We start from the raw sequence: 23,962 nt of genomic DNA, 5'->3' as shown, positions 1-23,962 counted from the left end.
TTCGCCGCCGAACCTGGTCCCGGACCCCTCGCTGAGCTGGTCGAGCGAAGACGATGCGTTGTCAGTGGGCACCCATACCGTGAGCCTCCTCACCGCGCGGTTCCCACCGTCCGGGCTGGTTCCCCTGTGCGTTTCTCCTGGAGGCCCCCCATGTCCACCGATCTCTTCGGTGTGCGCGTCCTCGACCTCGACCATGAGCAGCGGCGCGTTCGCTTTCGCGTCTTCGTCGTCTACTACGAGCCCTCCTGGGGCACCGGCGAGCTGTTGCCCGGCGACTCGAGCTTCTTCTTCCGGGTGTTGTGGGAAGCCGCGGAGGACTTCACCCCGCACCGCTACGGTCCGCTGACGGACGTCGTCACCCTCGATGAGTTCCTGAACGAGGGGTGGGTGGAGAGCAACACCCACCGCTTCGTCGCGGGCGTCGACCGGGTGGCTGTGCGCAACCACCCGGTCAGCGATGAGGATTTCGAGCGGCTGGCGATGTTCTACTACGAGCGCGAGGGCGGCTGGCAGGACGAGGAGCAGCTTGCCCAGGGCGACTACGACGTCCATGTCACCGATGCCCGCTGGATGGAGTCGCTGCGCGTCGGCCAGAGCTGGGGCACCACCAGCTACGCCGGTGACTCGGACGGCCTGCAGGCCGACAGCGGCAAGGCGTGGGAGGAATGGGAGGAACGGTGCGCCGAATTCGCTGAGGACGACGACGACCTGGACGCGTGCTTCACCCTGGGATGGCTGCGCCAGGAGCGGGGTGACGCCGAGGGAGCCGCGGAGGCGTACCGGCGTGTGGCGGACGGGCCTGACCGGCAGCTGCACGGCAAGGCCCTGCTCTATCTGGGCGATCTGCATGCGGCCCAGGGCGAGTACGAGAGCGCCAGCACCCTGTACCAGCGGGCCGAGCGGAGCAAGAACCACGAGCGGTACGGGACGCGTTACCGTTCCCGGGCCGCGCTGCGGCTGGGCCTCCTGCTGCGGCGACTCGGCAGAGACGAGGAGGCGCAGGCGGCGTTCGCCCGGGCCATCAGCAAGGGTGACGAGGCGCGTGACCTCGGCGTGGTCGCGGAGGCGCGGCGGCTCTCCGGTGCCGAGTCCCCGGTGGAAGCCGCCAACCGTCTCTTCGCCAGGGGTGAGCGGGACGGTGCCCGCGCCGTACTCGCCGAGAACTACGGGCAGGCCGTCGTCGAGGTCGCCGGCCACCTGTTCGCCGGCGACTTCGAGGCCGCCGGGGCCGCCCTGTCCTCGCTCGCCGAGAGCGCCGGGCCGGACGCCCCCGGTGATCAGCACGGCGAGAACCTCGGCAATGCCGCCGCCCTCCTCGTCGACCTCTCCATGACCTGGTGGCGTGAACGAGAGGGAAGGCCGGCGATGGCGCAGGTGCTGCAGCTGGCGGTTGCCACCGGCCGTGCGGTCGAGGGATACCGCCGTGTCGTCCGGCGCACCGGCTTCGCGGCCTCCGCCAGTACCGGGGACGCGGCGGAACAGCTGCTGACAGTGCTGTACGACAGGGGCGACGAGGCGGCGGTCATCGCGCTGGCGACGGCGGCAGAAGCCGTCCATCCGAAGGTGGCGTCGGATGGTTTCCGACGCGTCGGCATCGATGCGGCGCGGCGCGACGACTTCGCGAAGGCCGCGCGGTGGTTCGAGCGCGGCGCGACGGTCGCGGGCGCCGACGAGGACACCCGCGCACATTCCGCTTACCGGCTCGGCCTCTCCTTGCGCAAACTGGGCGAGACGGAAAGGGCCCAGGAGGCCCTCACACAGGCCGAGGCGGGTTTCGAACGCTTCGACAACGCCGCCATGGCCGCGCAACGACAGGCCGAGCTGGCGCACGCGCAGGGCGACCGGACGGCGGCGTTCGCGGCCTGGGCCCGTGCCGCGATGCTCACGGTCCGGTTCGAGCACGACGAGAAGACGGCCGCCCGCGCCGTCCGCCTGCTCGGCCGGCTCCTCACCGAAGTGGACGCTCACCACGCGGCGCGAGCTGTGGACCAAGCAGTGGCGCAGACGTGCGACGAGGCGTTCCTGCGGCTGGTCCGCGCACTCACCAAGACCCCCGGCGTGGGCCCTGCGCTGTACGCCGCCTTCCTCTACGGCCACTGGATGCTGGAACAGGGCGACGCGAGGCTCGGACTGGCGCTGCTGGAGAAGGTGGCCGAGGGGAAGGGGAAGTACGCGGCGGGCGCTGCCGTCACGGTGGGAGCAGAGGCGCACCGGGGCGGCGACAACGTCGCGGCACGCGAGTGGTGGCTGCGTGCCCTGGCGAAGGGGAACAAGGAGATGTCCCACAAAGCCGTCCTCAACCTCGGTCTCGTCGCCAAGCAGGAACGCAATCTGCCGGAACTGCTGGAGCACTACGGGCCGATAGCCGAGTCCGACCACGAGGACGGGCCGCTGTTCGCCGCCCACATCGGTGAACTGCACTACTGGCTGGAAGACTGGGACGAGGCAGCGCGCTGGTATCAGCGCACCCTGGAGGGCACGGACGACGGGGAGCTGGTGGGCGAAGCCGGCTACCGGGTGGGGGAGATCCTGCACGGCAAGGGAGAGTCCGATGCCGCACTCCCCTGTCTGCGGCGTGCTGCCGCCAGCGGGCTCGCACCCTTTGCCGAGCAGGCCGAGAATCTGCTGGCCCGACTGGGCTGAGGGGGAAAGGGACTTCGCGGCTGGTGTCCGGGCCAGGACACCGAGGCCGGGTCCGAGTTCGCGAAGGGGCCCGGAGGTTCGGCTGAACCGCCGAACCTCCGGGCCCCGCGCGTAGTCGGCGAAGTACGTCAGTCCGAGGACTGCTGCCTCTTCGGGCGCCACACCACCAGTGCGCTCGTCTGCTGGACCTCCTGGTACGGGACCAGGTCGCGGCGGTACGAGGCGTGCACCGCGGCCTCGCGCTGCCGCATGGCCGCCGCCGCGCCGTCCAGGGCCGTCTCCAGCTCCGCGACGCGGGACTGGAGCGCGGCGACCTGGTTCTCCAGCTCGATGATGCGCTTGATGCCGGCGAGGTTGATGCCCTCGTCCTGCGACAACTGCTGCACCTGGCGGAGCAGTTCGATGTCACGGGCCGAGTAGCGACGGCCCCGGCCGGCCGTGCGGTCCGGCGAGACCAGGCCCAGACGGTCGTACTGGCGCAGGGTCTGCGGGTGCAGGCCGGAGAGCTGGGCCGCCACCGAGATGACGTAGACCGGGGTCTCCTCGGTCAGTTCATACGGATTACGCCGACGGCCGTCCATCACCCTCAAGCTCCCTTCGCGGCCTGGAACAGCTCCGCCCGCGGGTCCTCGCCCGCGGTGGCTGCGCGATACGCCTCAAGCGCGTCACGAGCCTTCCCCAATACGTCCTTCGGGACACTCACCTCGACCGTGACCAGAAGGTCCCCACGGGTGCCGTCCTTGCGGACCGCGCCCTTGCCGCGGGCGCGCATGGTGCGTCCGTTGGGCGTGCCCGGCGGCAGCTTCAGGGTGACCGGAGGTCCGCCCAGCGTGGGGACACGGATCTCGCCGCCCAGCGCCGCCTCCGGATACGTCACCGGCACCGTCACCGTCAGGTTGTCGCCCTTGCGGCCGAACACCGGGTGGGCCTCGACGTGCACCGTGACGTACAGGTCGCCGGCCGGGCCGCCCCGCTCGCCGGGCCCGCCCTTGCCGCGGAGCCGGATGCGCTGACCGTCCGTGACACCGGCCGGTATGCGCACCTGCATCGTCCGGGACGACTTCGCCCGGCCGCTGCCCTGGCAGTCCGGGCAGGGGTGCTCGGCGATGAGCCCGCGGCCCTTGCAGTCCGGGCAGGGGTCGGTCAGCGAGAAGCCGCCGCCCGAACCCCGCGCCACCTGGCCGGTGCCGACACAGGTCGGGCACACACGCGGTGTGCCGTTCTTGTCGCCGGTGCCCGAGCAGGCCCGGCAGGGCGACTGCGAGGTCATACGGAGGGGAACGGTCGCGCCGTCCACCGCCTCGGTGAAGCTCAGCGTGACCTCGGTGTCGATGTCCTGGCCGCGCCGCGGCTGCGTACGCGTGCCCGCGCCCGTGCCGCCGCGGTTGAACAGCCCGCCGAAGACGTCTCCGATCCCGCCGCCGAAGCCGCCCGCTCCCTGCCCGCCCCCGCCCTGCGCGCCGCCTCCGAAGAGGTCGCCCAGGTCGAAGTTGAACGAGCCGCCGCCGGCGCCGGGGCCAGGACGGAAGCCACCGTTGCCGAACAGCGCCCGCGCGTCGTCGTACTCCTTGCGCTTCTTGGGGTCACCCAGGACGTCGTTCGCCTCGGAGATCTCCTTGAAGCGCTCCTCGGCCTTGGCGTTGCCCTTGTTGGCGTCCGGGTGGTACTCGCGGGCGAGCTTCCGGTACGCCTTCTTGATCTCGGCCTCGGTGGCGTCCTTGGGGACGCCGAGGACCTTGTAGAAGTCCTTCTCGATGAAGTCCTTGGTGCTCATCCTCGACGCCCCTCCTTCCTGGTTGGTTCAAGCTCAGCCCTCGTCCGGGCCACCGCTCTCCTTGTCGTCGGCCGTCTCCGCGGAATCCGATGAGTCCGCCTTGACGGTCTGGGCGCCGGGCTGCGGTTCGGCCACGGCCACCCGCGCGGGACGGATGGTGCGCTCGCCGAAGCGATACCCGGGCTGCAGAATCGCCACGCACGTCGTCTCCGTGACGTCCGGTGCGTACGAGTGCATCAGGGCCTCGTGGATCGTCGGGTCGAAGGGCTCGCCCTCCTTGCCGAACTGCTGCAGACCCATCTTCGCCGCGACCGTCTCCAGCGACTCGGCGACGGACTTGAATCCGCCGACGAGTTCGCCGTGGTCCCGGGCGCGGCCGATGTCGTCGAGCACGGGCAGGAGCTCGGTCAGGAGGTTCGCGATGGCGATCTCCCTGACCGTGATCCGGTCGCGCTCGACGCGGCGGCGGTAGTTCTGGTACTCGGCCTGGAGCCGCTGGAGGTCCGCGGTGCGCTCACCGAGCGCGGTACGGACCTGGTCGAGCTGGGCCACCAGCGCCGCCTGTGCGCCTGCGTCCCCGGTCGGGGCCGCCCCTTCCTGGGGGGCGGCCTTCGACTCGGCGTCGTCGGGGGTCGCGCCGGAGGGGACGTCGGGCTGCTGCGGCGACGCGGCCTGCGGCTGCTCGTCGAAGCCCGGGGTCTCCTCCGTCACGCGGCACCGTCCTTGCGGTCACGCGGCTCGTCAACGATCTCGGCGTCGACGACGTCGTCGTCAGCGGCCTTGGCCTGACCCGCGCCGGCTCCGGCACCGGCGGCGCCACCGGCCTCGCCCGCGGCCTGAGCCGCCTGAGCGTCGGCGTACAGGGCCTGGCCCAGCTTCTGGGAGACGGCGGCGACCTTCTCGGTGGCCGTACGGATCTCGGTGGTGTCCTCGCCCTTGAGCGCGGTCTTCAGCTCCTCGACGGAGGCCTCGACCTCGGTCTTGACGTCACCCGGGACCTTGTCCTCGTTGTCCTTGAGGAACTTCTCGGTCTGGTAGACGAGCTGCTCGCCCTGGTTGCGGGTCTCGGCGGCCTCGCGGCGGCGGTGGTCCTCCTCCGCGTACTGCTCGGCCTCCTGGCGCATGCGGTCGACCTCGTCCTTCGGCAGCGAGGAGCCGCCGGTGACGGTCATCTTCTGCTCCTTGCCGGTGCCGAGGTCCTTCGCCGTGACGTGCATGATGCCGTTGGCGTCGATGTCGAAGGACACCTCGATCTGCGGCACGCCGCGCGGGGCCGGGGGCAGACCGGTCAGCTCGAACATCCCGAGCTTCTTGTTGTACGCCGCGATCTCGCGCTCGCCCTGGTAGACCTGGATCTGCACGGAGGGCTGGTTGTCCTCGGCGGTGGTGAAGATCTCGGACCGCTTGGTCGGGATCGTCGTGTTCCGCTCGATGAGCTTGGTCATGATGCCGCCCTTGGTCTCGATACCGAGGGACAGCGGCGTCACGTCGAGGAGCAGAACGTCCTTGACCTCGCCCTTGAGCACACCGGCCTGGAGCGAGGCGCCGATGGCGACGACCTCGTCCGGGTTCACACCCTTGTTGGCCTCCTTGCCGCCGGTCAGCTCCTTGACGAGCTCGGCGACGGCGGGCATACGGGTCGAACCACCGACGAGAACGACGTGGTCGATCTCGGAGAGCTGGATGCCCGCGTCCTTGATGACGTTGTGGAACGGCGTCTTGCAGCGCTCCAGCAGATCGGCGGTGAGCTGCTGGAACTGGGCGCGGGTGAGCTTCTCGTCGAGGTGCAGGGGGCCCTCGGCGGAGGCCGTGATGTACGGCAGGTTGATCGAGGTCTCGCTGGAGGAGGACAGCTCGATCTTGGCCTTCTCAGCGGCCTCGCGGAGGCGCTGGAGGGCCATCTTGTCCTTGGCGAGGTCCACGCCGTGGCCGGCCCGGAACTGCTGCACCAGGTAGTCGACGACGCGCTGGTCCCAGTCGTCACCACCGAGGTGGTTGTCACCGTTGGTGGCCTTCACCTCGACGACGCCGTCACCGATCTCCAGGAGCGACACGTCGAAGGTGCCGCCACCGAGGTCGAAGACGAGGATCGTCTGGTCGTCCTTGTCGAGGCCGTAGGCGAGGGCGGCGGCGGTGGGCTCGTTGACGATGCGCAGGACGTTGAGGCCCGCGATCTCACCCGCCTCCTTCGTCGCCTGACGCTCGGAGTCGTTGAAGTACGCCGGGACCGTGATGACCGCGTCCGCGACCTTCTCGCCCAGGTAGGCCTCGGCGTCCCGCTTGAGCTTCTGCAGGATGAAGGCGCTCATCTGCTGCGGGTTGAAGTGCTTCCCGTCGAGCTCGATCTTCCAGTCCGTGCCCATGTGACGCTTCACCGAGCGGATGGTCCGGTCCACGTTCGTGACCGCCTGGCGCTTGGCGACCTCGCCGACGAGCACCTCACCGTTCTTGGCGAAGGCGACGACGGACGGCGTGGTCCTGGCGCCCTCGGCGTTGGTGATGACGGTGGGCTCGCCGCCCTCCAGAACGCTGACGACGGAGTTAGTCGTGCCCAGGTCGATGCCGACCGCACGTGCCATTTCAATTCCTCCAGCTGACTTGAGTGGAACGGACTCAAGCATGCATGACGCCTGCCGCTGGGTCAACAGACCTGAGCCACCCCGACTCAACTCTTATCCGTTCCTTACGCGCAATGGGGCTCCGACCTGTCGGTTTCCCCCGCTGAGTGATTAACGGCGGGGCGCCCTCGCGGGTGACACCGCAATTTCCCTCGCCCCCGCCGCCCCTACCCGTCCCGTCCCCAGGGGCGCCGCCCCTTGACCCCGCCGAGGGGGCAGCGCCCCCTCAGACCCCCGACTCCGGGACGGCACCCCGCCCTCCTCTTCGGGGCGCCGCCCCGGACCCCGCTTCGGGGGCCGGCCCCCGGACCCCCGCTCCTCAAACGCCGGAGGGGCTGGATTGTGCGGGCGGGGCTGGATTTTTCAGCCCGTCCGGCGCTTGAGGACGAGGCCGTTCAGGCCGATGCGGGGGCCTGGGGGCGGCAGCCCCAGGGAAGGGATGGGACGGGTAGGGGCGGCGGGGGCGAGAAAACCACCCGTGCAGCGAGCGGCCCATACCACTCCAGCCGCAGGCTACCCAATATGCACCACTATGGGATGAACGGGTACGCGCACCAAGGCGCCAAGGTGCACACCCCGGCACACACCCCAGAACCCCACCCGACACCAACACCCGACACCCGACATCCCCCCCAGGCGCCCCTCAGCGACGCAGATCACCACCCCGCTGACTACAGTGCGGCACAAGAAGTGGGTAGTCTCAGACGGACTGCATAAGTTACCGCTTAGTAATGAGCTCCGAGGCTTACGACGACGTCCGCCTCGAAGAAACCCTCGCAGGCCCGAGGAGCCCCCAAATGCAACTCGCCGCGATCATCGTGTCGCTGGTACTCGCCGTGGTCGGCGTGGCGCTGTTCGGCCGTGCCATCGCGCAGATCTACCGGTTCGTACGGCTCGGCCAGGACGTCCCCGCCGGTACGCGCACCGACGACTGGAAGAGCCGCACCCTCACGGTGGCGAGGGAGTTCCTCGGCCACACCCGCATGAACCGCTGGGCGGTCGTCGGCGTCGCCCACTGGTTTGTCGCCGTCGGCTTCTTCTCCCTCGTACTGACCCTGGTCAACGCCTTCGGGCAGCTCTTCAAGGCCGACTGGGTCCTGCCCCTCATCGGGCACTGGCTGCCGTACGAGATGTTCGTCGAGTTCATCGGCACGATGACCACGCTGGGGATTCTGACCCTCATCGTCATCCGGCAGCTGTCCCGCCCCGGACGCGCGGGCCGCAAGTCGCGCTTCGCCGGCTCCAACACCGGTCAGGCCTACTTCGTCGAGTCGGTCATCCTCATCATCGGGCTCGCCATCATGACCCTGCGTGGCCTGGAGGGAGCCCTCGCAGGCGTGGCCCACTACGAGGCCGCCTACTTCGCCTCGTACCCGCTCGTCGCCGCGTTCGAGGGGCTCGGCACCGGCACGCTGCAGAACCTGGTCTACCTCACCGCGATGATCAAGATCGGGACGTCCTTCGTCTGGATGATCACCGTCTCGCTGAAGACCGACATGGGTGTCGCCTGGCACCGCTTCCTCGCTTTCCCGAACATCTGGTTCAAGCGCAACGCCACCGGCGGGACCTCCCTCGGCGCCCTCCTCCCCATGACCTCCGGCGGAAAGACGATCGACCTCACCGACCCCGGCGAGGACGACATCTTCGGTGTCAGCCAGGTGGAGCAGTTCTCCTGGAAGGGCCTGCTGGACTTCTCCACGTGCACCGAGTGCGGTCGCTGCCAGTCGCAGTGCCCGGCCTGGAACACCGGCAAGCCGCTCTCCCCCAAGCTGCTGATCATGTCGCTGCGCGACCACGCGCACGCCAAGGCCCCCTACCTCCTCGCCGGCGGCGGCAAGACCATGGAGGGTGAGGAGAAGGCGAGCGAGGAGCAGCTGAAGGACGTGCCCGCCGCGGCCCTGGCCGAGGCCGAACGCCCGCTGATCGGCACCCTGGAAGAGAACGGCGTCATCGACCCCGACGTCCTGTGGTCCTGCACCACCTGCGGCGCCTGCGTCGAGCAGTGCCCCGTCGACATCGAGCACGTCGACCACATCGTCGACATGCGCCGCTACCAGGTGATGATCGAGTCCGCCTTCCCGTCCGAGGCGGGCACGATGCTCAAGAACCTGGAGAAGAAGGGCAACCCCTGGGGCCTGGCCAAGAAGCAGCGCCTGGAGTGGACCAAGGAGGTCGACTTCGAGATCCCGGTCGTCGGCAAGGACATCGAGGACCTGACCGAGGTCGACTACCTCTACTGGGTCGGCTGCGCCGGCGCCCTCGAAGACCGCGCCAAGAAGACGACGAAGGCGTTCGCGGAACTCCTCCACATCGCGGGCGTCAAGTTCGCGATCATGGGCGGCGACGAGAAGTGCACCGGTGACTCGGCGCGGCGACTGGGCAACGAGCCGTTGTTCCAGGAGCTCGGCATGGAGAACGTCGCGGCCCTCAACATGGCGTTCGGCGAGGACGATGAAGACGAGTCCACGAAGAAGCCCAAGTCCGCCAAGAAGATCGTCGCCACCTGCCCGCACTGCCTCAACACGCTCGGCAACGAGTACCCGCAGCTCGGCGGCGACTACGAGGTCATCCACCACACCCAGCTGCTCCAGCACCTCGTCGACGAGGGCAAGCTGGTCCCGGTGACCCCGGTCGAGGGCATCATCACCTACCACGACCCGTGCTACCTGGGCCGCCACAACAAGATCTACACACCCCCGCGCGAGATCATCGGCAAGGTCCCGGGCCTGCGCAACGAGGAGATGCACCGTCACAAGGAGCGCGGCTTCTGCTGCGGCGCCGGTGGTGCGCGGATGTGGATGGAGGAGCGGATCGGCAAGCGCATCAACAACGAGCGCGTCGACGAGGCTCTCTCCCTCAACCCGGACATCGTCTCCACCGCCTGCCCCTTCTGCCTCGTCATGCTGACCGACTCGGTCAACGGCAAGAAGAACGACGGCAAGGCGAAGGAGTCCATCCAGGTCGTGGACGTGGCCCAGCTGCTCCTCGACTCCGTCAGGACCCCGGCCACGGACGACGACGAGCCCCCGGCGGGCGCGGCCGACGCGGAGAGCGAGCCGGAGCCGCAGCCGGTGAAGTAACCGCGGTTGAGTCGCCGCGATGGGGCCCATAACAGTAAAGGCCCGCACACGAACGCATAACGGAACACGCCATCTCCCCCCACTGGTCGGAGAGGTGGCGTGTTCTCGTACGTATGACGGCGATGAAGGCGGCACGACCGACACGGGCAAAAGTGCCGCGAGGCGCCCAAACAGCACCCGCACACCTGACGCGCCGGCGCGTCACCGCCCTCCTCACGGCCGGCCTCCTGCTGGCCGCGACGGCCTGCACGGCGGACGCCCCGGGTACGGGCACGGGCACCGACCGGCGCACCACCGCACGACCCCCCGCCGGCACACCCGCGTCCTCCCCGAAGGCCACCGATTGGCGCACCACCGCACGGCCGGCCGCCGGCACACCCGCGTCCTCCCCGAAGGACCTCGACACCGGCGACTTCAACGGGGACGGATACGACGACTACGCGGGCTATGTCCGCGCCTACTCCAAGGGCCAGTGGTCCGCCACCCACCTCGTCATCGTGTACGGATCGGCGAAGGGCCTGCGCCCGGAGTGGTCACAGCGCTACACCGACATCGAGGGCGGCTGGTTGTTCCGCGCCGACCTCGACGGCGACGGCCACACGGACCTCATCGAGGGGAAGTCGGACACCGGGGCGAGTGCTGCCCGCGTGTGGTGGGGCGGGCCGCGCGGGCTGTCCGCCCCGGAGGACCTGGCCGTACCGAAGGACACCCGCCTGCTGGCCGTCGCCGACTTCGACGGGGACGGCAGGACCGACCTCCTCGACGCGGGCTTCAAGAAGAGGCCCGACTATCCCGAGGTCCGGGACGCCACCGGCGGCCGCATGCTCCTGGGCCCCTTCGGCCGTGAGGGCGCCCCCGCCCGCACGGTGCCCCTCGATCTGGGCCAGGACGGCTGGGCCACCCCAGGCCATGCCACGACGGGCGACTTCGACGGGGACGGCCACGCCGAGGTGCTCCTGCACTACCAGTGCGGAGACTACGAGGAGGAGCCGACGAGGCCCTGCCACCCGTTGGAGACGCGTGAGGGCGCGGCCGACGGAGGCCTCCCGGCCGCCCCCGCGCTGGAGGCCGCCCTCTCCGACCCGAAGCTGTGGAGCGCCTTCGACGGGGCGACCGACGTGGGCGACGCCGACGCAGACGGCTTGGCCGACCTGCTGCTGTGGAACACCATCAGCAGCGGCGACGGCGCCGTGCGCGTGCTCTACGGTGCGCGAGCCGGCCTCGGCACCGGGCGGGACACGGCCACCGTGGCGTCGGACCTCGGCAACAGCTTCGGCGCCCGGGCCGCGGTGGGCGACATGACCGGCGACGGCCGCCCCGACCTGCTGATCAGCGCGCCGAACTTCCGCAACCACGACGGCCGGCTCACCCTCGTCCCGGGCACCTCCGACGGGAGCCCCGCCCCGATCGACGGGGCGACCAGCATGGACTCCACGACCGAGGGCCTGCCGGGCACCCGCAACCCGTACGAGTGGAACGACTTCACCGCCGACCCACCTCTCCTCGACGTGAACGGCGACGACCACGACGACGCGGTCCTGTTCCTGCCGCTGTACGAGAAGCGCAAGGGGATGTTCCTCGTCGTGTACGGCACGGACAACGGGCTGGCTCCGGACCGGACTGCCCACTTCACACCGGCCGACGTCGGGGTGTCCCGCTCTCTCTGACCAGTCTGAGCAGCCTGACCCAACTGACGACGCGGCCGTCATGGCAGGAACATGGCGCACCCAGCCCTTACCGCACCGCTCGGGCATGTGCATGATGGCTCGGTTGTTGTCATCGGTGCGGATGAGGTGGACGGTGCACGGGCGAGGGCGCGGGCGAAGAACTGGTATGCGTGTGACGGCGGCCCTGACAGCCGCCTGCGCTCTCCTCACCGCCTGCGGCTCCAGCCGGAACAGCGACGACGACGGCTCGGCGAAGAAGCCGGGCCCGGTCCCCGTGGCGAAGGCGCACGCGCGGGTGCCCGTGCCGCGCGGGGACGGCAGCAAGGTCGCCGACGACTTCAACGGCGACGGTCACCGTGACCTGGTCCTGAACGACCTGGTCAAGCGGCAGAGCCACGAGGACGACGCGGGCATCGGGATCGTGTACGGCACGGAGGGCGGACTGCGGCCGGGTGCACGGCAGTTGCTCTCCCCGGCCAAGCAGGCCGCCGCCACGAAGGGCCGGCTCCCGGCCGTCTTCGACGCCGAGGAGAGCTGCGATCTGGACGGGGACGGCTTCACCGACCTCGTCGTCTCCACCGACCCGCCGTACGACGGGCAGGGCCGGCCACCTGTCCCGCTCCAGATCCTCTTCGGCTCGCCGGGCGGCCTGACCGGCAAGGCGGTCAAGCTCACCGTCCCCGCGCGGGCCCGCGCCGGCAACGACTGGCCCGACCAGCCGGTGTGCGGCGACTTCGACGGGGACGGCGCGAACGACCTCGTCCTGCACGCCTCGGAAAGCCAACTCACTTATCTGCGCGGCCCGTTCACCCGCCAGGGCGCCCCGCGCGCGGCCGGGCAGCCACTCGCCGCGCCCGGCAACGTCCCCACCGGCCCCGCGGTCGACGTCAACCGCGACGGCTACGACGACCTGCTGGTCCGCGAGGACGGCGAAGCGTCCCCGTCGAGCGTCGTGTACGGCGGCCCGAACGGCCCCGCCCGCACCGGCTTCGCCCTCCCCGCGGGCGCCGACGTCGCCTTCGGCCGCTTCGGCCGGACCAAGGCCGCGCTCGACGCCGCGATCGGCTCCCAGGGCGGAACGTCACTGCGATACGACCTGACCGCTGCCCAAGCCGCCACCGTGCGCACCACGCTCGACGTGCCCGGCACGGTCCTCGACGCGGGCGACTTCGACGGCGACGGCTTCGACGAACTCGTCTCCAGCGGCTCGGAGCTGAGAATCCTCCGGGGCCGTACGAGCGGACTGTCCACCTCCACCGTCGTCACCGTGAAGCCACCCGCGACGGGCACGACCCGCGTCCTGGCGGTAGCCGACCTCACCGGGGACGGTCTGGCCGACCTGGCCGTACGCACCTACCGGGGCGAAACGAAGGACACGGTCGCGGTGTACCCGGGCCGGAAGAACGGACTGGTGGCCACCAAGCCGCAGGTCACCTTCTCCACGGCGGAGTTCCTGGCGGGGAGCGGCTGACCGGGAGCGGCTGACCCGAGAGCGGGCGGGCTCGGCGTCCGGTCTGACGTACTTCGGCGACGTCCTTGCGGGCTGACCGCTGTCTCCCAGTAAGGCACGCCCCAACGACCCAACAACCTCAAAAATGCACGCCCTTCAGCACAACCCTGCCCCCGCTCCAGCAGTCCACTGCTCGTGGCGCCCTTCCGCCAGTCGGCCCGCACCTCTCGGGTGCGGGCCCTGTCCCGACCCTGGAGTCTCTTTGCGCACACGCCCGTTCCTCCTGGCGGCATGCCTCCTCGCCTCCGGCCTGACCCCGCTCGCCCTGGCGGCGCCCGCCGCCCACGCGGCGACCACGGCCGCCCCGTACGACTTCAACGGCGACGGGTACCGCGACCTCGCGATCGGCGCGCCGGGTGCCACCGTCGGCGGCAAGGCGAAGGCGGGGGCGGTGTCCGTCGTGTACGGCTCGTCCACTGGTCTGAAGACCACCAAGTACCAGACGTTCAGTCAGAATTCGGCCGGTATCCCGGGCACCGCGGAAACCGGAGACGCCTTCGGTGCGGCGGTGACGTCGGCGGACCTGAACACCGACGGCTACGCGGACCTGCTCGTCGGCGCCCCGGGCGAGGACACGCCCGGTGACGTCGACAGCGGCACGGTCGTGATCATCTGGGGCGGCCCGTCGGGCCTCTCCGGCGCCCGCACCCTCATCGACTACAGCGGCATGGAGGACGCCGACCGCTACGGTCAGGCCCTGGCCGCCGGGGACTTCGACGGCGACGGGGACGACGACGTGGCGGTCGGCGGCACCGGCCGGAGCAACATCTGGATCGTCGAAGGCAAGTTCACCAAGACGGGCGACTTCGGGGGCGGCATGGGCTCGGGCCTGGGATCCGCGCCAGAGCCGTTCAACACGACGTACGGCGTCGAGTACCTGTCCGCGGGCGACATCAACGGCGAAGGATGGGACAGCCTCGTCATCCACGGCCGCGCCAAGGGCACGGACGACGCGCTCACGGCGGTGGCCGATGCCCGCATCGGCAACTTCGCGGACTGGCTGGAGTACATCCCGGGCGGCTATGTCTCGGCCGTCGGTGACGTCGACAAGGACGGCTACGCCGACATCGTGATCGGCAACCAGCGCGAGCCCTCCGCCGACCCCTCCGGGGCGCTCGGCGGCAAGGTCACGCTCGTCCACGGCGCGCCCGAGGCCGAGTGGGTCAATGCCCGCTTCACCTCCGAGTTCACCCAGGCCACGAACGGCGTCCCCGGCACCGCGGAGTCGGGCGACGGCTTCGGCAAGTCGGTGGCCCTCGGCGACATCAACGGCGACGGCTACGCCGACCTGGCGGCCGGGGCGGCGTACGAGTCCTTCTCCGGCGCCGAGGACACCGGCACGGTGACGATCCTCTACGGCAACGCCACGAACTTCTCGGCCTCAGGTGCGGTCACTCTCTCCCAGTCCACAGCGGGCGTCCCCGGCACCGCGGAGTCCAACGACCGTTTCGGTGGCCGGGTCCTCCTCTCCGACATGACGAAGGACGGCAAGGCGGACCTCACGGTCGCAGCCCCCAACGAGAACGACGGCGACGGCGCGATCTGGTCCTTCAGGGGCGCCTCCCCGTCCACCGCCAAGTCCTTCGGCCCGTCCACGACCGCCGTCTCCACCTCGGGAGCCCCGGCGTTCGGTACGACGCTGGGCGGCTGACGCCTCCGGCGCCCCGACTCCCCTCCCCCGACTCCCCCGGCGCCCCTGACTCCAGGCGGAATCAGTCGCCAACTCTCCAGGAGACACAGAGACATGAAGAGACCCACTCGCGCCGCCTTGGCCACGGCGACGGCGGCGGCCCTGACCGGCGGGCTGCTGACCCTGGCCTCGGCAGCCCCGGCGAGCGCGGCCGCGGCGAAGTACGCGGACGACTTCAACGGCGACGGTTACCGCGACTACGCCGTGTACTCGTACGGTCCGGCCGGCGACAGCAAGGGCGGCGGCGTCCTGGTCACCTTCGGCACGGCCAACGGGCCCGGTACGAAGACCCAGTTCATCGACCAGGCCAGCCCCGGCGTCCCGGGCGCCGACGAAACGGACGACTTCTTCGGCGAGGTCCGCACCACTGCCGACTTCAACAACGACGGCTACGGCGACCTCGCGGTGACCGCCACCGGCGAGGACGTCGACGGCCGTAAGGACCAGGGCGCCGTCACCGTCCTCTGGGGCAGCAAGGACGGCCTCTCGGGCGGCCTCACCATCCCCAACAAGGGCCCCAAGCAGTCGTACGCCCGCATGGGCTCCGACCTGGCCACCGGCGACTTCAACGGCGACGGCCGCCCGGACCTGGCCCTCGTCAACGCCGGCAAGACGTACGTCTACCGGGGCTCCATCAGCAAGTCCGGCGTCCACGGCACGGTCAGCACCCTGGACAAGGACTCGTCCAGCTTCTACTCCACCGCCGTGATCGCGGGCAAAGTCGACAAGGACGGCAAGACCGACCTCGTCATCATCGGCGACGTCGTCACCGATACGTACATCGCCTCGGACGCCTGGTTCATCAAGGGCGGCGAGGTCAGGCTCTACCCCGGCAAGACGCTCCGCCTGGAGCGGGTCAACGGCAACGGCGGCGAGGCCGACCGGGGCGGCGACGGCGTCATCAACGACTTCAACAAGGACGGTTACGGCGACATCGCCATCGGTACCCCGCTGTACGACAAGTGGAAGGGCCGTGTCTCGGTCTGGTACGGCTCGTCCTCGGGCCCGGACAAGAGCGCGCGCTTCACCCAGTCGACCTCGGGCATCGAAGGCACCCCGGAGGCGTACGACTCCTTCGGCGGCTCGATCTCGTCCGGCGACATCAACGGCGACGGCTACCGCGACCTCGCGATCGGCGTCCCCGGCGAGGCATTGGGCGGCCGTGACGGAGCGGGCGGCGTCGAGATCCTGTACGGGCGCGCGTCCGGTTTGTCCGCCACGGGCTCGCAGTGGTTCGCCCGCAACACGACAGGCGTACCGGGCGACCTCCAGTCCGGCGAGTACTTCGGCAGCACGGTGCGCCTCCGCGACACCAACCGCGACGGCAAGGCCGACCTGTACGTGGAGGGTGCGTCCGGCTCGCTGATGCTGCGGGGTTCGTCGACGGGGGTCACGACGTCGGGCGCCACGACCGTGGAAGGCGACACGGTGAGGGGGATGCTTCAGTAGCCGTCGCGCAGGTGACGTATGAGGGCGGCGAGTCCGGGACCGGTGGTTGCTATCACGGTGCCGGGCTCGTCGCTTTCGCGGAGGAGGCGGGTGCCGGTTGGCTGGGGGGCCGCGACTTCCAAGCAGTTCGCTGCGTCGCCACCGCTGGAGAACGAGGACTTCTGCCACGTGATGCCGCGCGCCATGCTCTGCTCCTTCAGATGTCTTGTGCGAGCTGGTGGATCAGCTTTCGGGACTCTACGACTCCCAACGCGGCCGCCTCCACCTTGCGGAGCACCTCGCGGTAGCGTGCGAGTTGCGCTTCCGCATCCAGGAAAGCACAGCCGTGCTGGCTGTCCACCATCACGGTGTCCAGCCGGGGCACAGGCCCGCCCGAGTAGGTCGCCGGGTCGACAACACCGGCGAAACCGTCGACGTCGAACGGCACCACACGGATCGTCACGTTGGTCAACTCGGACCGTTCCAGAAGCCACAACAGCTGCTCCCGCGCAACCTTCCGGTCGGCCACCCTGATCCGCAGCGCGGCCTCATGGATCAACGCCTCGTAGCGCAGGCCCGCCAGGACCTCCTGTCGGCGAAGCCGGAACTGCACCCGTGTCTCCAGCTCCTCCTCCGAGAGCCGCGGCACCGACCTGGCGAAAATCGCCCGTACCTGGTGCTCGGTCTGGAGCAGGCCCGGGATGTGCACGCTCTCGAACGTCCTCAAGTGCGCCGAATGAGCCTCCAGTTCGGCCAGGTCCAGGTACCCGATCGGCACCCGCCCGCGATAGTCCTCCCACCAGCCACGCCCCCGCTCGATCGCCATCGCCACGAGCGCGTCAACGAGAGCGGCGTCATCACACGCGTACTGACTGGCCAGGTGTCGTACGCGCTCGGCACTCACTCCAACCCGGCCCGCCTCCGTCATGGAGACCTTGCTCTCGGCGATACCCGCTGCCCTGGCCGCCTCCCTGGCAGTCAGCCCCGCCCGCTCCCGGAGCTTACGCAGCTCTGCACCCAAGCGTTGCTGGCGCGCGGTGACGATGCTCCTCGCTGGCATGCGGCCCTTCCCTCCCGGCAGTTGGGAGGACCAGTATTCCAGTTCACCTTGACCAGGGTGATACACCACCCCTACCTTCAGTGATGCAACGACCACCCTCCGAAGCGGAAGCGCATCGCCTCACCCTGCCTCGTGACGCGACGGAGCCACCGCCGGAATCCCCTCGCGCCCTCCAGGAGCCCCCATGCCCATGCCCTGGGAGTACACCCTCTACATCCCCAACGACCCCCGCTCCGTCCGCATCAGCCGCCGCACCCTCCGCGACATCCTCACCACCCACGACCTCCCCGCCCTCATCGAACCCGCGGAGCTCCTCGCCTCCGAGCTCCTCTCCAACGCCGTCCGGCACACCAAGGGGCCTGCCGCCCTCAAGATCAGGCGGTCAGGCCCCTCGTTCCGCCTGGGCGCCTGGGACACGGACTCCACGCCCCCGGCCACGTCACCCGCAGCCCTCTGCAGCGAGAACGGCCGCGGCCTCAACATCGTCGACGCGTACGCCGACGACTGGGGCTGGTTCAAGGTCAACGGCAACGGCAACGGCGGCAAATACATCTGGTGCGAACTCAGTTGTGACCGTTGAACTCCACCACCCCCAACCCCGCACAACCCCACATGACCTCCAGGTGTCACACAGGTGAACCGAACAGAACCACCGGACCGACCCACCCACTTGGAGCCCCTGGAGCCCCCGTGCGCATACGGACCCACTCCCTGACCGCGGCCACCGTCGTCGCCCTGACGCTCGCCCCGACCATCTTGACCGCCCCAACGGCCACGGCCGCCGCACCCGACCCCACGGTCAGCGACTTCAACGCGGACGGCTACGCGGACCTGGCCGTCGGCGTCCCCGACGCCACGGTGGGCGGCAGAGCCAAGGCCGGATACGTCAACATCGTCTGGGGCGGCAAGAAGGGCCTCGGCGCACACGGGAACACCCGCATCAGCCAGGCACGGCCCGGCGTTCCCGGCACCCCGGAGACGGGCGACCGTTTCGGCGCCGCCGTGGCCGTGGCCGACGTGGACGGCGACGGCACGGCGGACCTGGTGATCGGCGCCCCCGGCGAGGACGTCACCGGCCGCGGCACGGACGCGGGCACCGTCGCCGTACTGCGGGGCGCGAAGGGCGGCCTGGGCACGGCCACCACGGTGGCGAACGGACCGTCGGCGTCGGCGGCGTACGGGAAGTCCGTGACCGCTGCCGACCTCACGGGCGACGGGGAGACGGACCTGGCGATCGGCGCGACGGACGAGGTGGTGCTCGCGCCGAACAGCGGGGCCCGCTCCACCGTCTTCACCGCCCCGATGGGCGGCCGCGCCCCCGTCCTGACCACCGGCGACTTCGACAACGACGGCACGGCGGACCTGGCGGTGGCGTACTGGACGAGGAACCAGCCCTACACCCAGTCGCACGTACGCCTGTGGAGCTGGGAGGCCTCCGAATCCCGCCTGGCCAACATCTGGAACACCGACAACGCCGGCGTCACAGCTCTCGCCTCCGGCGACTTCGACGGCGACGGCCACGACGACCTGGCCCTCGGCGAGTGCCGGGAGATCGCCGACGAGAACATCGACGACCCGTGCGGCCCCGAGGAGAACGCGAAGGGAGGCGGCATCCACATCCACTACGGCAACGCGACGGGCGGCTACAACTTCGGCTCCCGCACCCAGACCCTCAACCAGGACACACCCGGCGTGTACGGCCGCGCCGAGGACGGCGACCGCTTCGGCGCCTCGCTGGCCGTACTGGACTGGAACGGCGACGGCCGCGACGACCTGATCGCGGGCGCCCCCGGAGAGGCGATCGGCACGCGCGCGGGCGCCGGCGCGGCCACGCTGCTGCTGGGCCGCTCCGGCGGCCTGGTAGACCCGTCCGGCGAGGCGACCTCAACGGCCTACAGCCAGAACACAGCCGGCGTCCCGGGCGTCACAGAGGCGGGCGACGCCTTCGGCACGGCCGTGGCGACAGGCGACTACGATCACGACGGCACCCCGGACGCGGCGATCGGCGCCCCCGGCGAGAACAACAAATCAGGCGGAGTCTGGCTCCTCCCGGCCCTGTCGCCCGCCGACTCCTACGCCATCACCCCAGCCCGCCTGAGCCTCCCCTCCCCGTCAACGGCACTCTCGTACGGCAGAACCCTGAGTAGTCACTGAGTCACTTCTGACAGCCCCTTAGGGGATGTCACAGCTCGGCCGCAAAGGTGTCCCCGTTCCTCGGTGCGCCCTACGTCACACCCCGGGACCAGGTACGTTCGAAGGCGTGGCTGGATTCAGGATCGGACGCGGCCGGAACAACGGCGCTCCTCAAGCGCGACCGCACAACCCTCCGTACGGACAGCAGCCCCCACAGGGCGGCCCGCCGTACGGCTACCCACAGGCGCCGCAGCGACCTCCGCACGGCGGGGGTCAGCCGTACGGCGCCCAGGGCAGCCCCGGCGGCCAGTCGGGCTGGCCGCAGGCGCACGGCGGGAACCACGGCGAGCCGGAGTACTTCGGCGACGGCGGCCGCCAGGGCTACCCCCAGGGCCCGGGCCAGGGCCAGGGCCACGACCCGTACGCGGCCAACAACCCGGGCCACACCCAGGCGTTCTCGGTCGGCGAGGACCCGTACAACCAGGGCGGCGCATACCGCGCAGGCCAGGCCCCGGCGCCGCCGGCGGGCCCGCGCCTGCACTGGAAGGAACTGCTGCGCGGCATCGTGATGTCGCCGAACCAGACCTTCCTCGTCATGCGCGACTACACGATGTGGGCCCCGGCTTTCGTCGTCACCCTCCTCTACGGCCTGCTCGCCGTCTTCGGCTTCGACGACACCCGTACAGACGTGATCAACGCGAAGCTGTCGAACGCGATCCCGATCGTCCTGACGACAGCGGTCGCGATGGTGGTGAGCTCGTTCATCCTGGGCGTGGTGACCCACACCCTGGCCCGCCAGCTCGGCGGCGACGGCGCCTGGCAGCCCACGGTCGGCCTCTCCATGCTGATCATGTCCATCACGGACACCCCACGCCTGGTGGTCGCCATGTTCGCGAGCGGCGACGCCCCCTTCGTCCAGCTCCTCGGCTGGGCCACCTGGGTCGCGGCGGGCGCGCTCCTGACCCTGATGATCTCCAAGTCCCACGACCTGCCGTGGCCGAAGGCACTGGGCGCGTCGGCGATCCAGCTGATCGCGATTCTGTCGATCATCAAGCTGGGGACGTTCTAGGTTCCGGGCGAGAGCAAGGTGAGTGGCCCCTGCCGCATGTGAGCGGGGACCCATGTGTGAAGGGCCCCGGCCGCCCCGTGCGGCCGGGGCCCTTCATATGCCGGGACGCTCGTGGGTGCGTGAACTCGTCAGCCGGCTTCAGGAAGCGCGGCCGGTCGCGGGCGTCGCGGCGGGCAGATCCGTGGGCAGGTCCGTGGAGTCGACGCTGATCGTCAGCTCGTGCCCCTGCCTGACCTCGCGCTTCTTCGGATTGACGGCGACAGCGGTCGCCTGGATTCTGAAGTCCCGTGACCCCGGCACGGACAGCATGGGCGTGTACTTGTCATGGTCGTACCGGACTGCATCGACCTGCCGCCGGGTCGGCGAGGTCCGTATCTCGACGGTGTCCCCGACCTCCGCGCCCGTCAGCTTGCCCCAGACCGTATGGCACGCCGGGCTGTACCGGATCTCCAGGCGCATGGTGCCCGCCATGTCGGCATAGAGGGTCCTGGCCCCGGTCCCACACCCCGTCGTCTTGGGGTCGAACCCGTCGCACCTCCGCCCCGAGCACCTCGGCACCGACGACCCACCAGCTGTGCCCACTGCGTCCTTGGCGCCCTCAGTGCCGCTCTCCGAGCCGCCGTCGCTGATCACCGCGGTGAGGAGCACGGACACCACGGCCCCGACGACGGTGATGAAGACGGCCCCAACGAGCGTCTGCGGCCCAAGCCCACGGCCCCACGCGACGACGCGCCCCAGGCGCCCCCCACGGGAACCGCCGGGATCGCCGTCCGGCCCACTGACAGCGCCACCGGAACCACCACCAGAGCCACTACCGGAACCGCCACCGGAACGGCCACCGGAACCGCCTCTGGCACCACCCACGCCACCCGCACCCGCGTCTGGTGGCGCATCCGCACGCCCCGTACCCACGACCCTGCCCTCGGGACCCACGGTTCGCCCCTCGGGACCGCCGCCCGTGTCGTCCGGTAACGGACCACCCGTCCCGTCCGCCATCTGCGTCTCCCCCTTCTCCTACCGCCCGGCGAAGGCTTCCCCGCACCGGTGGCGCGTGCGGTCGAAGGCCCTTTCCCATCCCCTTCGCGCACCACGCGTACCCCTACGACATCCCCGCCATTTCTCCCAACTCCTATACATCGAGGGCTCGTTGGCGCCACAGGATGGCGCCCCCACCGAGCGCTGAAACAAGAAGGGGTCGCTGCAGCGGGCCCAGACCTCGGTCGGCGCCCTTGGCGCCCTACGCGTCGAGCACCTGCCCGGCCCGTTTCACCACAGGCGGCTCGACACTCCACGGGAAGTTCACCCAGGCATCCGTACGCTTCCAGACGTACTCGCACTTGACGAGGCTCTGCGACTTCTCGTAGATCACCGCGGAACGCACCTCGGCGACGGTGTCCAGGCAGAAGTCGTACACGAGCTTCAGCGTCTTACCCGTGTCGGCGACGTCGTCAGCGATCAGCACCTTCTTGTCGGTGAAATCGATCGCGTTCGGAACGGGCGCCAGCATCACAGGCATTTCGAGCGTCTGACCCACGCCCGTGTAGAACTCGACATTGACCAGATGAATATTCTTGCAATCCAGGGCATAGGCAAGCCCTCCAGCAACGAACACGCCTCCCCGGGCAATGGAGAGGATGACATCGGGCTGGTACCCGTCATCGGCGATGACCTGGGCAAGCTCACGGACGGCGCGACCGAAGGCCTCGTAGGAGAGGTTCTCGCGCGCGGGGTCGGCCGCGGGGGAAACGTCAGTCATGCTCGACCGCCCTCTCAGACCTGCGTCCGATGGAAATTGAGGAAGGACCGGGACGCGGTGGGCCCACGCTGCCCCTGGTACCGGGACCCGTACCGCTCACTCCCGTACGGGGACTCGGACGGAGAGCTGAGCCGGAACATGCACAGCTGCCCGATCTTCATGCCCGGCCAGAGCTTGATCGGCAGGGTTGCGAGGTTGGAGAGCTCAAGGGTCACATGCCCGGAGAACCCGGGATCGATGAACCCGGCGGTGGAGTGCGTGACGAGCCCGAGCCGCCCGAGAGAACTCTTCCCTTCCAGCCTGGAGGCAAGATCATCGGGGAGGCTGATGACCTCATAGGTACTGGCGAGCACGAACTCCCCGGGGTGCAGGATGAACGGCTCATCCCCCTCGGGCTCGACCAGCCTGGTCAGATCCGCCTGCTCGATGGACGGATCGATGTGCGGGTACCGGTGATTCTCGAACACCCGAAAGTAGCGATCGAGCCGCACGTCGACGCTCGACGGCTGCACCATGGTTTCGTCGTACGGATCGATCCGCACCCGTCCGGCGTCGATCTCGGCCCGGATGTCCTTGTCTGAGAGAAGCACGCCCCGAGGATACGCAAGACGCGCGGACCGCCCACAACGAGGACGACCCGCGCGCCTGCTCACTCCTTCTGCTACTGCGCCACCGCGTACAGCCAGGCCACCGCGTGCCCGCCGAGCCACAGCTCACCGTCGAACCACGGCTCGCACAAACCGCACGGCTTACGTGACCTACGTGGCCTACGCGGCTTACGCGACCTACCGCCGGCTATCGCTTCTCAAGCGTCACAGGCACGACACTGCGAAGCCGGGCACACCGCGGACAGCGGATCAGCCGGCCGGGGCCGAGTCGCTCGGCCTGCTGCATCGGGAACGAAGCGGTGCTGAACACGTGCCCATCGGCACAGCGGACGACGGTGCGTTCCATCAAGTCCAAGAGTCCCTTCCCCAAGAGCCGCGTCGGGCTTACTGCCCTGACGACGAAAGCCACATTACGGGATGAAAGGGACGGCCCTCCAGGCGGCACCCCGACCACACACAGACCCTCTTCCCCGCCCCCACCGTACGCCCCAACTCCCGCCCGACGCAGCCCCGTCCACCCCTCCGAAACACTGAAGGACCCCTCGGCTTCAGCACCGGGGGTCCGACATGAGGTAGAGTGACCGAGCGTTCCGACACCGCCCCTCTCGGGTCGGCGTCTTACTTACGCGGGTGTAGTTTAATGGTAGAACATCAGCTTCCCAAGCTGAGAGCGCGAGTTCGATTCTCGTCACCCGCTCCACGCGAAACCCCCAGGTCAGAGACCCGGGGGTTCTTTGTTGTCTAGACCAATGGGCGGGGCGCACACCACAACCGCACCATAAGGACTGGGCTGGCTTCCGGCGGGCTTCTGCTTGTGGTGCGCGCGGTCGTGGCTGTCGTCCTTGTGATCCTTGTGGTCCTTCGCACGCCCGGCGCGCACCAACTCGTCGAGCCTGGCCGGGCAAGATCCGCCGGATCAAGGTGTG

18 protein-coding genes and 1 tRNA gene are annotated in these 23,962 nt (G+C 69.8%); 10 read left to right on the top strand and 9 right to left on the bottom strand.

Translation table 11 applies throughout. The annotated features are described in order from the left end of the window. Positions 1-150: 150 nt before the first annotated feature. The gene (locus E0500_RS10465; protein WP_131571997.1) at positions 151-2,643 is read left to right on the top strand and encodes a tetratricopeptide repeat protein; all 2,493 of its coding nucleotides are present in this window, start codon (positions 151-153) and stop codon (positions 2,641-2,643) included. A 128-nt stretch (positions 2,644-2,771) separates the two neighbouring features. On the opposite strand, the gene E0500_RS10460 is transcribed toward E0500_RS10465, so the two are convergent. From E0500_RS10460 to dnaK, 4 genes are read right to left on the bottom strand one after another with little or no spacing between them, the layout of a single operon-like run. Continuing rightward, positions 2,772-3,224: a heat shock protein transcriptional repressor HspR gene (locus tag E0500_RS10460; protein ID WP_131571996.1), complete on the bottom strand. Its 453-nt coding sequence runs from the start codon at positions 3,222-3,224 to the stop codon at positions 2,772-2,774. A gap of 5 nt (positions 3,225-3,229) precedes the next feature. After that, positions 3,230-4,417, bottom strand: a complete 1,188-nt coding sequence (gene dnaJ / locus E0500_RS10455; protein WP_181586942.1) for a molecular chaperone DnaJ — start codon at positions 4,415-4,417, stop codon at positions 3,230-3,232. Between the two features lie 33 nt (positions 4,418-4,450). Further along, on the bottom strand, positions 4,451-5,128 hold the full coding sequence (gene grpE, locus E0500_RS10450; RefSeq protein WP_131572323.1) for a nucleotide exchange factor GrpE: 678 nt from the start codon (positions 5,126-5,128) through the stop codon (positions 4,451-4,453). Next, positions 5,125-6,996, bottom strand: a complete 1,872-nt coding sequence (gene dnaK, locus E0500_RS10445) for a molecular chaperone DnaK (protein ID WP_152868847.1) — start codon at positions 6,994-6,996, stop codon at positions 5,125-5,127. The genes grpE and dnaK overlap by 4 nt, the downstream gene beginning before the upstream one ends. 836 nt (positions 6,997-7,832) lie before the next feature. On the opposite strand from dnaK, the gene E0500_RS10440 reads away from it, so the two are divergent. The 5 genes from E0500_RS10440 (at position 7,833) to E0500_RS10420 (ending at position 16,431) form a co-directional block, all read left to right on the top strand. Next, positions 7,833-10,115 (top strand): (Fe-S)-binding protein, encoded by a 2,283-nt coding sequence (locus E0500_RS10440; RefSeq protein ID WP_131571686.1) that lies wholly within the window; start codon positions 7,833-7,835, stop codon positions 10,113-10,115. Between the two features lie 113 nt (positions 10,116-10,228). Further along, positions 10,229-11,782: a VCBS repeat-containing protein gene (locus E0500_RS10435; protein ID WP_131571683.1), complete on the top strand. Its 1,554-nt coding sequence runs from the start codon at positions 10,229-10,231 to the stop codon at positions 11,780-11,782. Positions 11,783-11,948: 166 nt separating this feature from the next. Next, a complete protein-coding gene (locus E0500_RS10430) occupies positions 11,949-13,253 on the top strand; it encodes a VCBS repeat-containing protein (RefSeq protein ID WP_131571680.1) in 1,305 nt (434 codons plus the stop codon). 241 nt (positions 13,254-13,494) lie between these two features. Beyond that, positions 13,495-14,943, top strand: coding sequence for an FG-GAP-like repeat-containing protein (locus E0500_RS10425; RefSeq protein WP_181586941.1), 1,449 nt, complete (start codon positions 13,495-13,497; stop codon positions 14,941-14,943). 93 nt (positions 14,944-15,036) lie between these two features. Next, a complete protein-coding gene (locus tag E0500_RS10420; RefSeq protein WP_131571322.1) occupies positions 15,037-16,431 on the top strand; it encodes an FG-GAP and VCBS repeat-containing protein in 1,395 nt (464 codons plus the stop codon). Here the strand turns inward: E0500_RS10420 and E0500_RS10415 are convergent. Next, positions 16,425-16,616, bottom strand: a complete 192-nt coding sequence (locus tag E0500_RS10415; RefSeq protein WP_131571325.1) for a DUF397 domain-containing protein — start codon at positions 16,614-16,616, stop codon at positions 16,425-16,427. The genes E0500_RS10420 and E0500_RS10415 overlap by 7 nt on opposite strands. An 11-nt stretch (positions 16,617-16,627) precedes the next feature. Further along, positions 16,628-17,470, bottom strand: coding sequence for a helix-turn-helix transcriptional regulator (locus E0500_RS10410; protein WP_131571327.1), 843 nt, complete (start codon positions 17,468-17,470; stop codon positions 16,628-16,630). 184 nt (positions 17,471-17,654) lie between these two features. Here E0500_RS10410 and E0500_RS10405 point away from each other — a divergent pair, with 184 nt between their 5' ends. The 3 genes from E0500_RS10405 to E0500_RS10395 all read left to right on the top strand — a co-directional run bounded on the left by E0500_RS10405 (position 17,655) and on the right by E0500_RS10395 (position 20,672). Beyond that, positions 17,655-18,050, top strand: coding sequence for an ATP-binding protein (locus tag E0500_RS10405; RefSeq protein WP_131571330.1), 396 nt, complete (start codon positions 17,655-17,657; stop codon positions 18,048-18,050). A 110-nt stretch (positions 18,051-18,160) separates the two neighbouring features. Continuing rightward, positions 18,161-19,624 (top strand): FG-GAP-like repeat-containing protein, encoded by a 1,464-nt coding sequence (locus E0500_RS10400; protein WP_309505016.1) that lies wholly within the window; start codon positions 18,161-18,163, stop codon positions 19,622-19,624. Between the two features lie 25 nt (positions 19,625-19,649). Further along, complete coding sequence (locus E0500_RS10395) at positions 19,650-20,672, top strand: Yip1 family protein (protein WP_131571336.1); 1,023 nt, start codon at positions 19,650-19,652, stop codon at positions 20,670-20,672. A 138-nt stretch (positions 20,673-20,810) separates the two neighbouring features. Here the strand turns inward: E0500_RS10395 and E0500_RS10390 are convergent, their stop codons facing one another. The 3 genes from E0500_RS10390 to dcd form a co-directional block, all read right to left on the bottom strand. Then, a complete protein-coding gene (locus E0500_RS10390; protein ID WP_165935232.1) occupies positions 20,811-21,329 on the bottom strand; it encodes a DUF2690 domain-containing protein in 519 nt (172 codons plus the stop codon). A gap of 580 nt (positions 21,330-21,909) precedes the next feature. Next, complete coding sequence (locus E0500_RS10385; protein WP_131571342.1) at positions 21,910-22,428, bottom strand: phosphoribosyltransferase; 519 nt, start codon at positions 22,426-22,428, stop codon at positions 21,910-21,912. A 14-nt stretch (positions 22,429-22,442) separates the two neighbouring features. Beyond that, positions 22,443-23,018: a dCTP deaminase gene (gene dcd / locus E0500_RS10380; protein WP_131571345.1), complete on the bottom strand. Its 576-nt coding sequence runs from the start codon at positions 23,016-23,018 to the stop codon at positions 22,443-22,445. A 644-nt stretch (positions 23,019-23,662) separates the two neighbouring features. Between dcd and E0500_RS10375 the strand changes: the two genes are divergently transcribed. Further along, a tRNA-Gly gene (locus E0500_RS10375) sits at positions 23,663-23,736 on the top strand. Positions 23,737-23,962 lie beyond the last annotated feature (226 nt).

It is taken from the genome of Streptomyces sp. KM273126 (genome assembly GCF_004337435.2).
GTDB classification, from domain to species: domain Bacteria; phylum Actinomycetota; class Actinomycetes; order Streptomycetales; family Streptomycetaceae; genus Streptomyces; species Streptomyces acidicola.
Note: the sequence above shows the minus strand (reverse complement) of the source record. Positions and strands in the feature narration are given on the sequence as shown.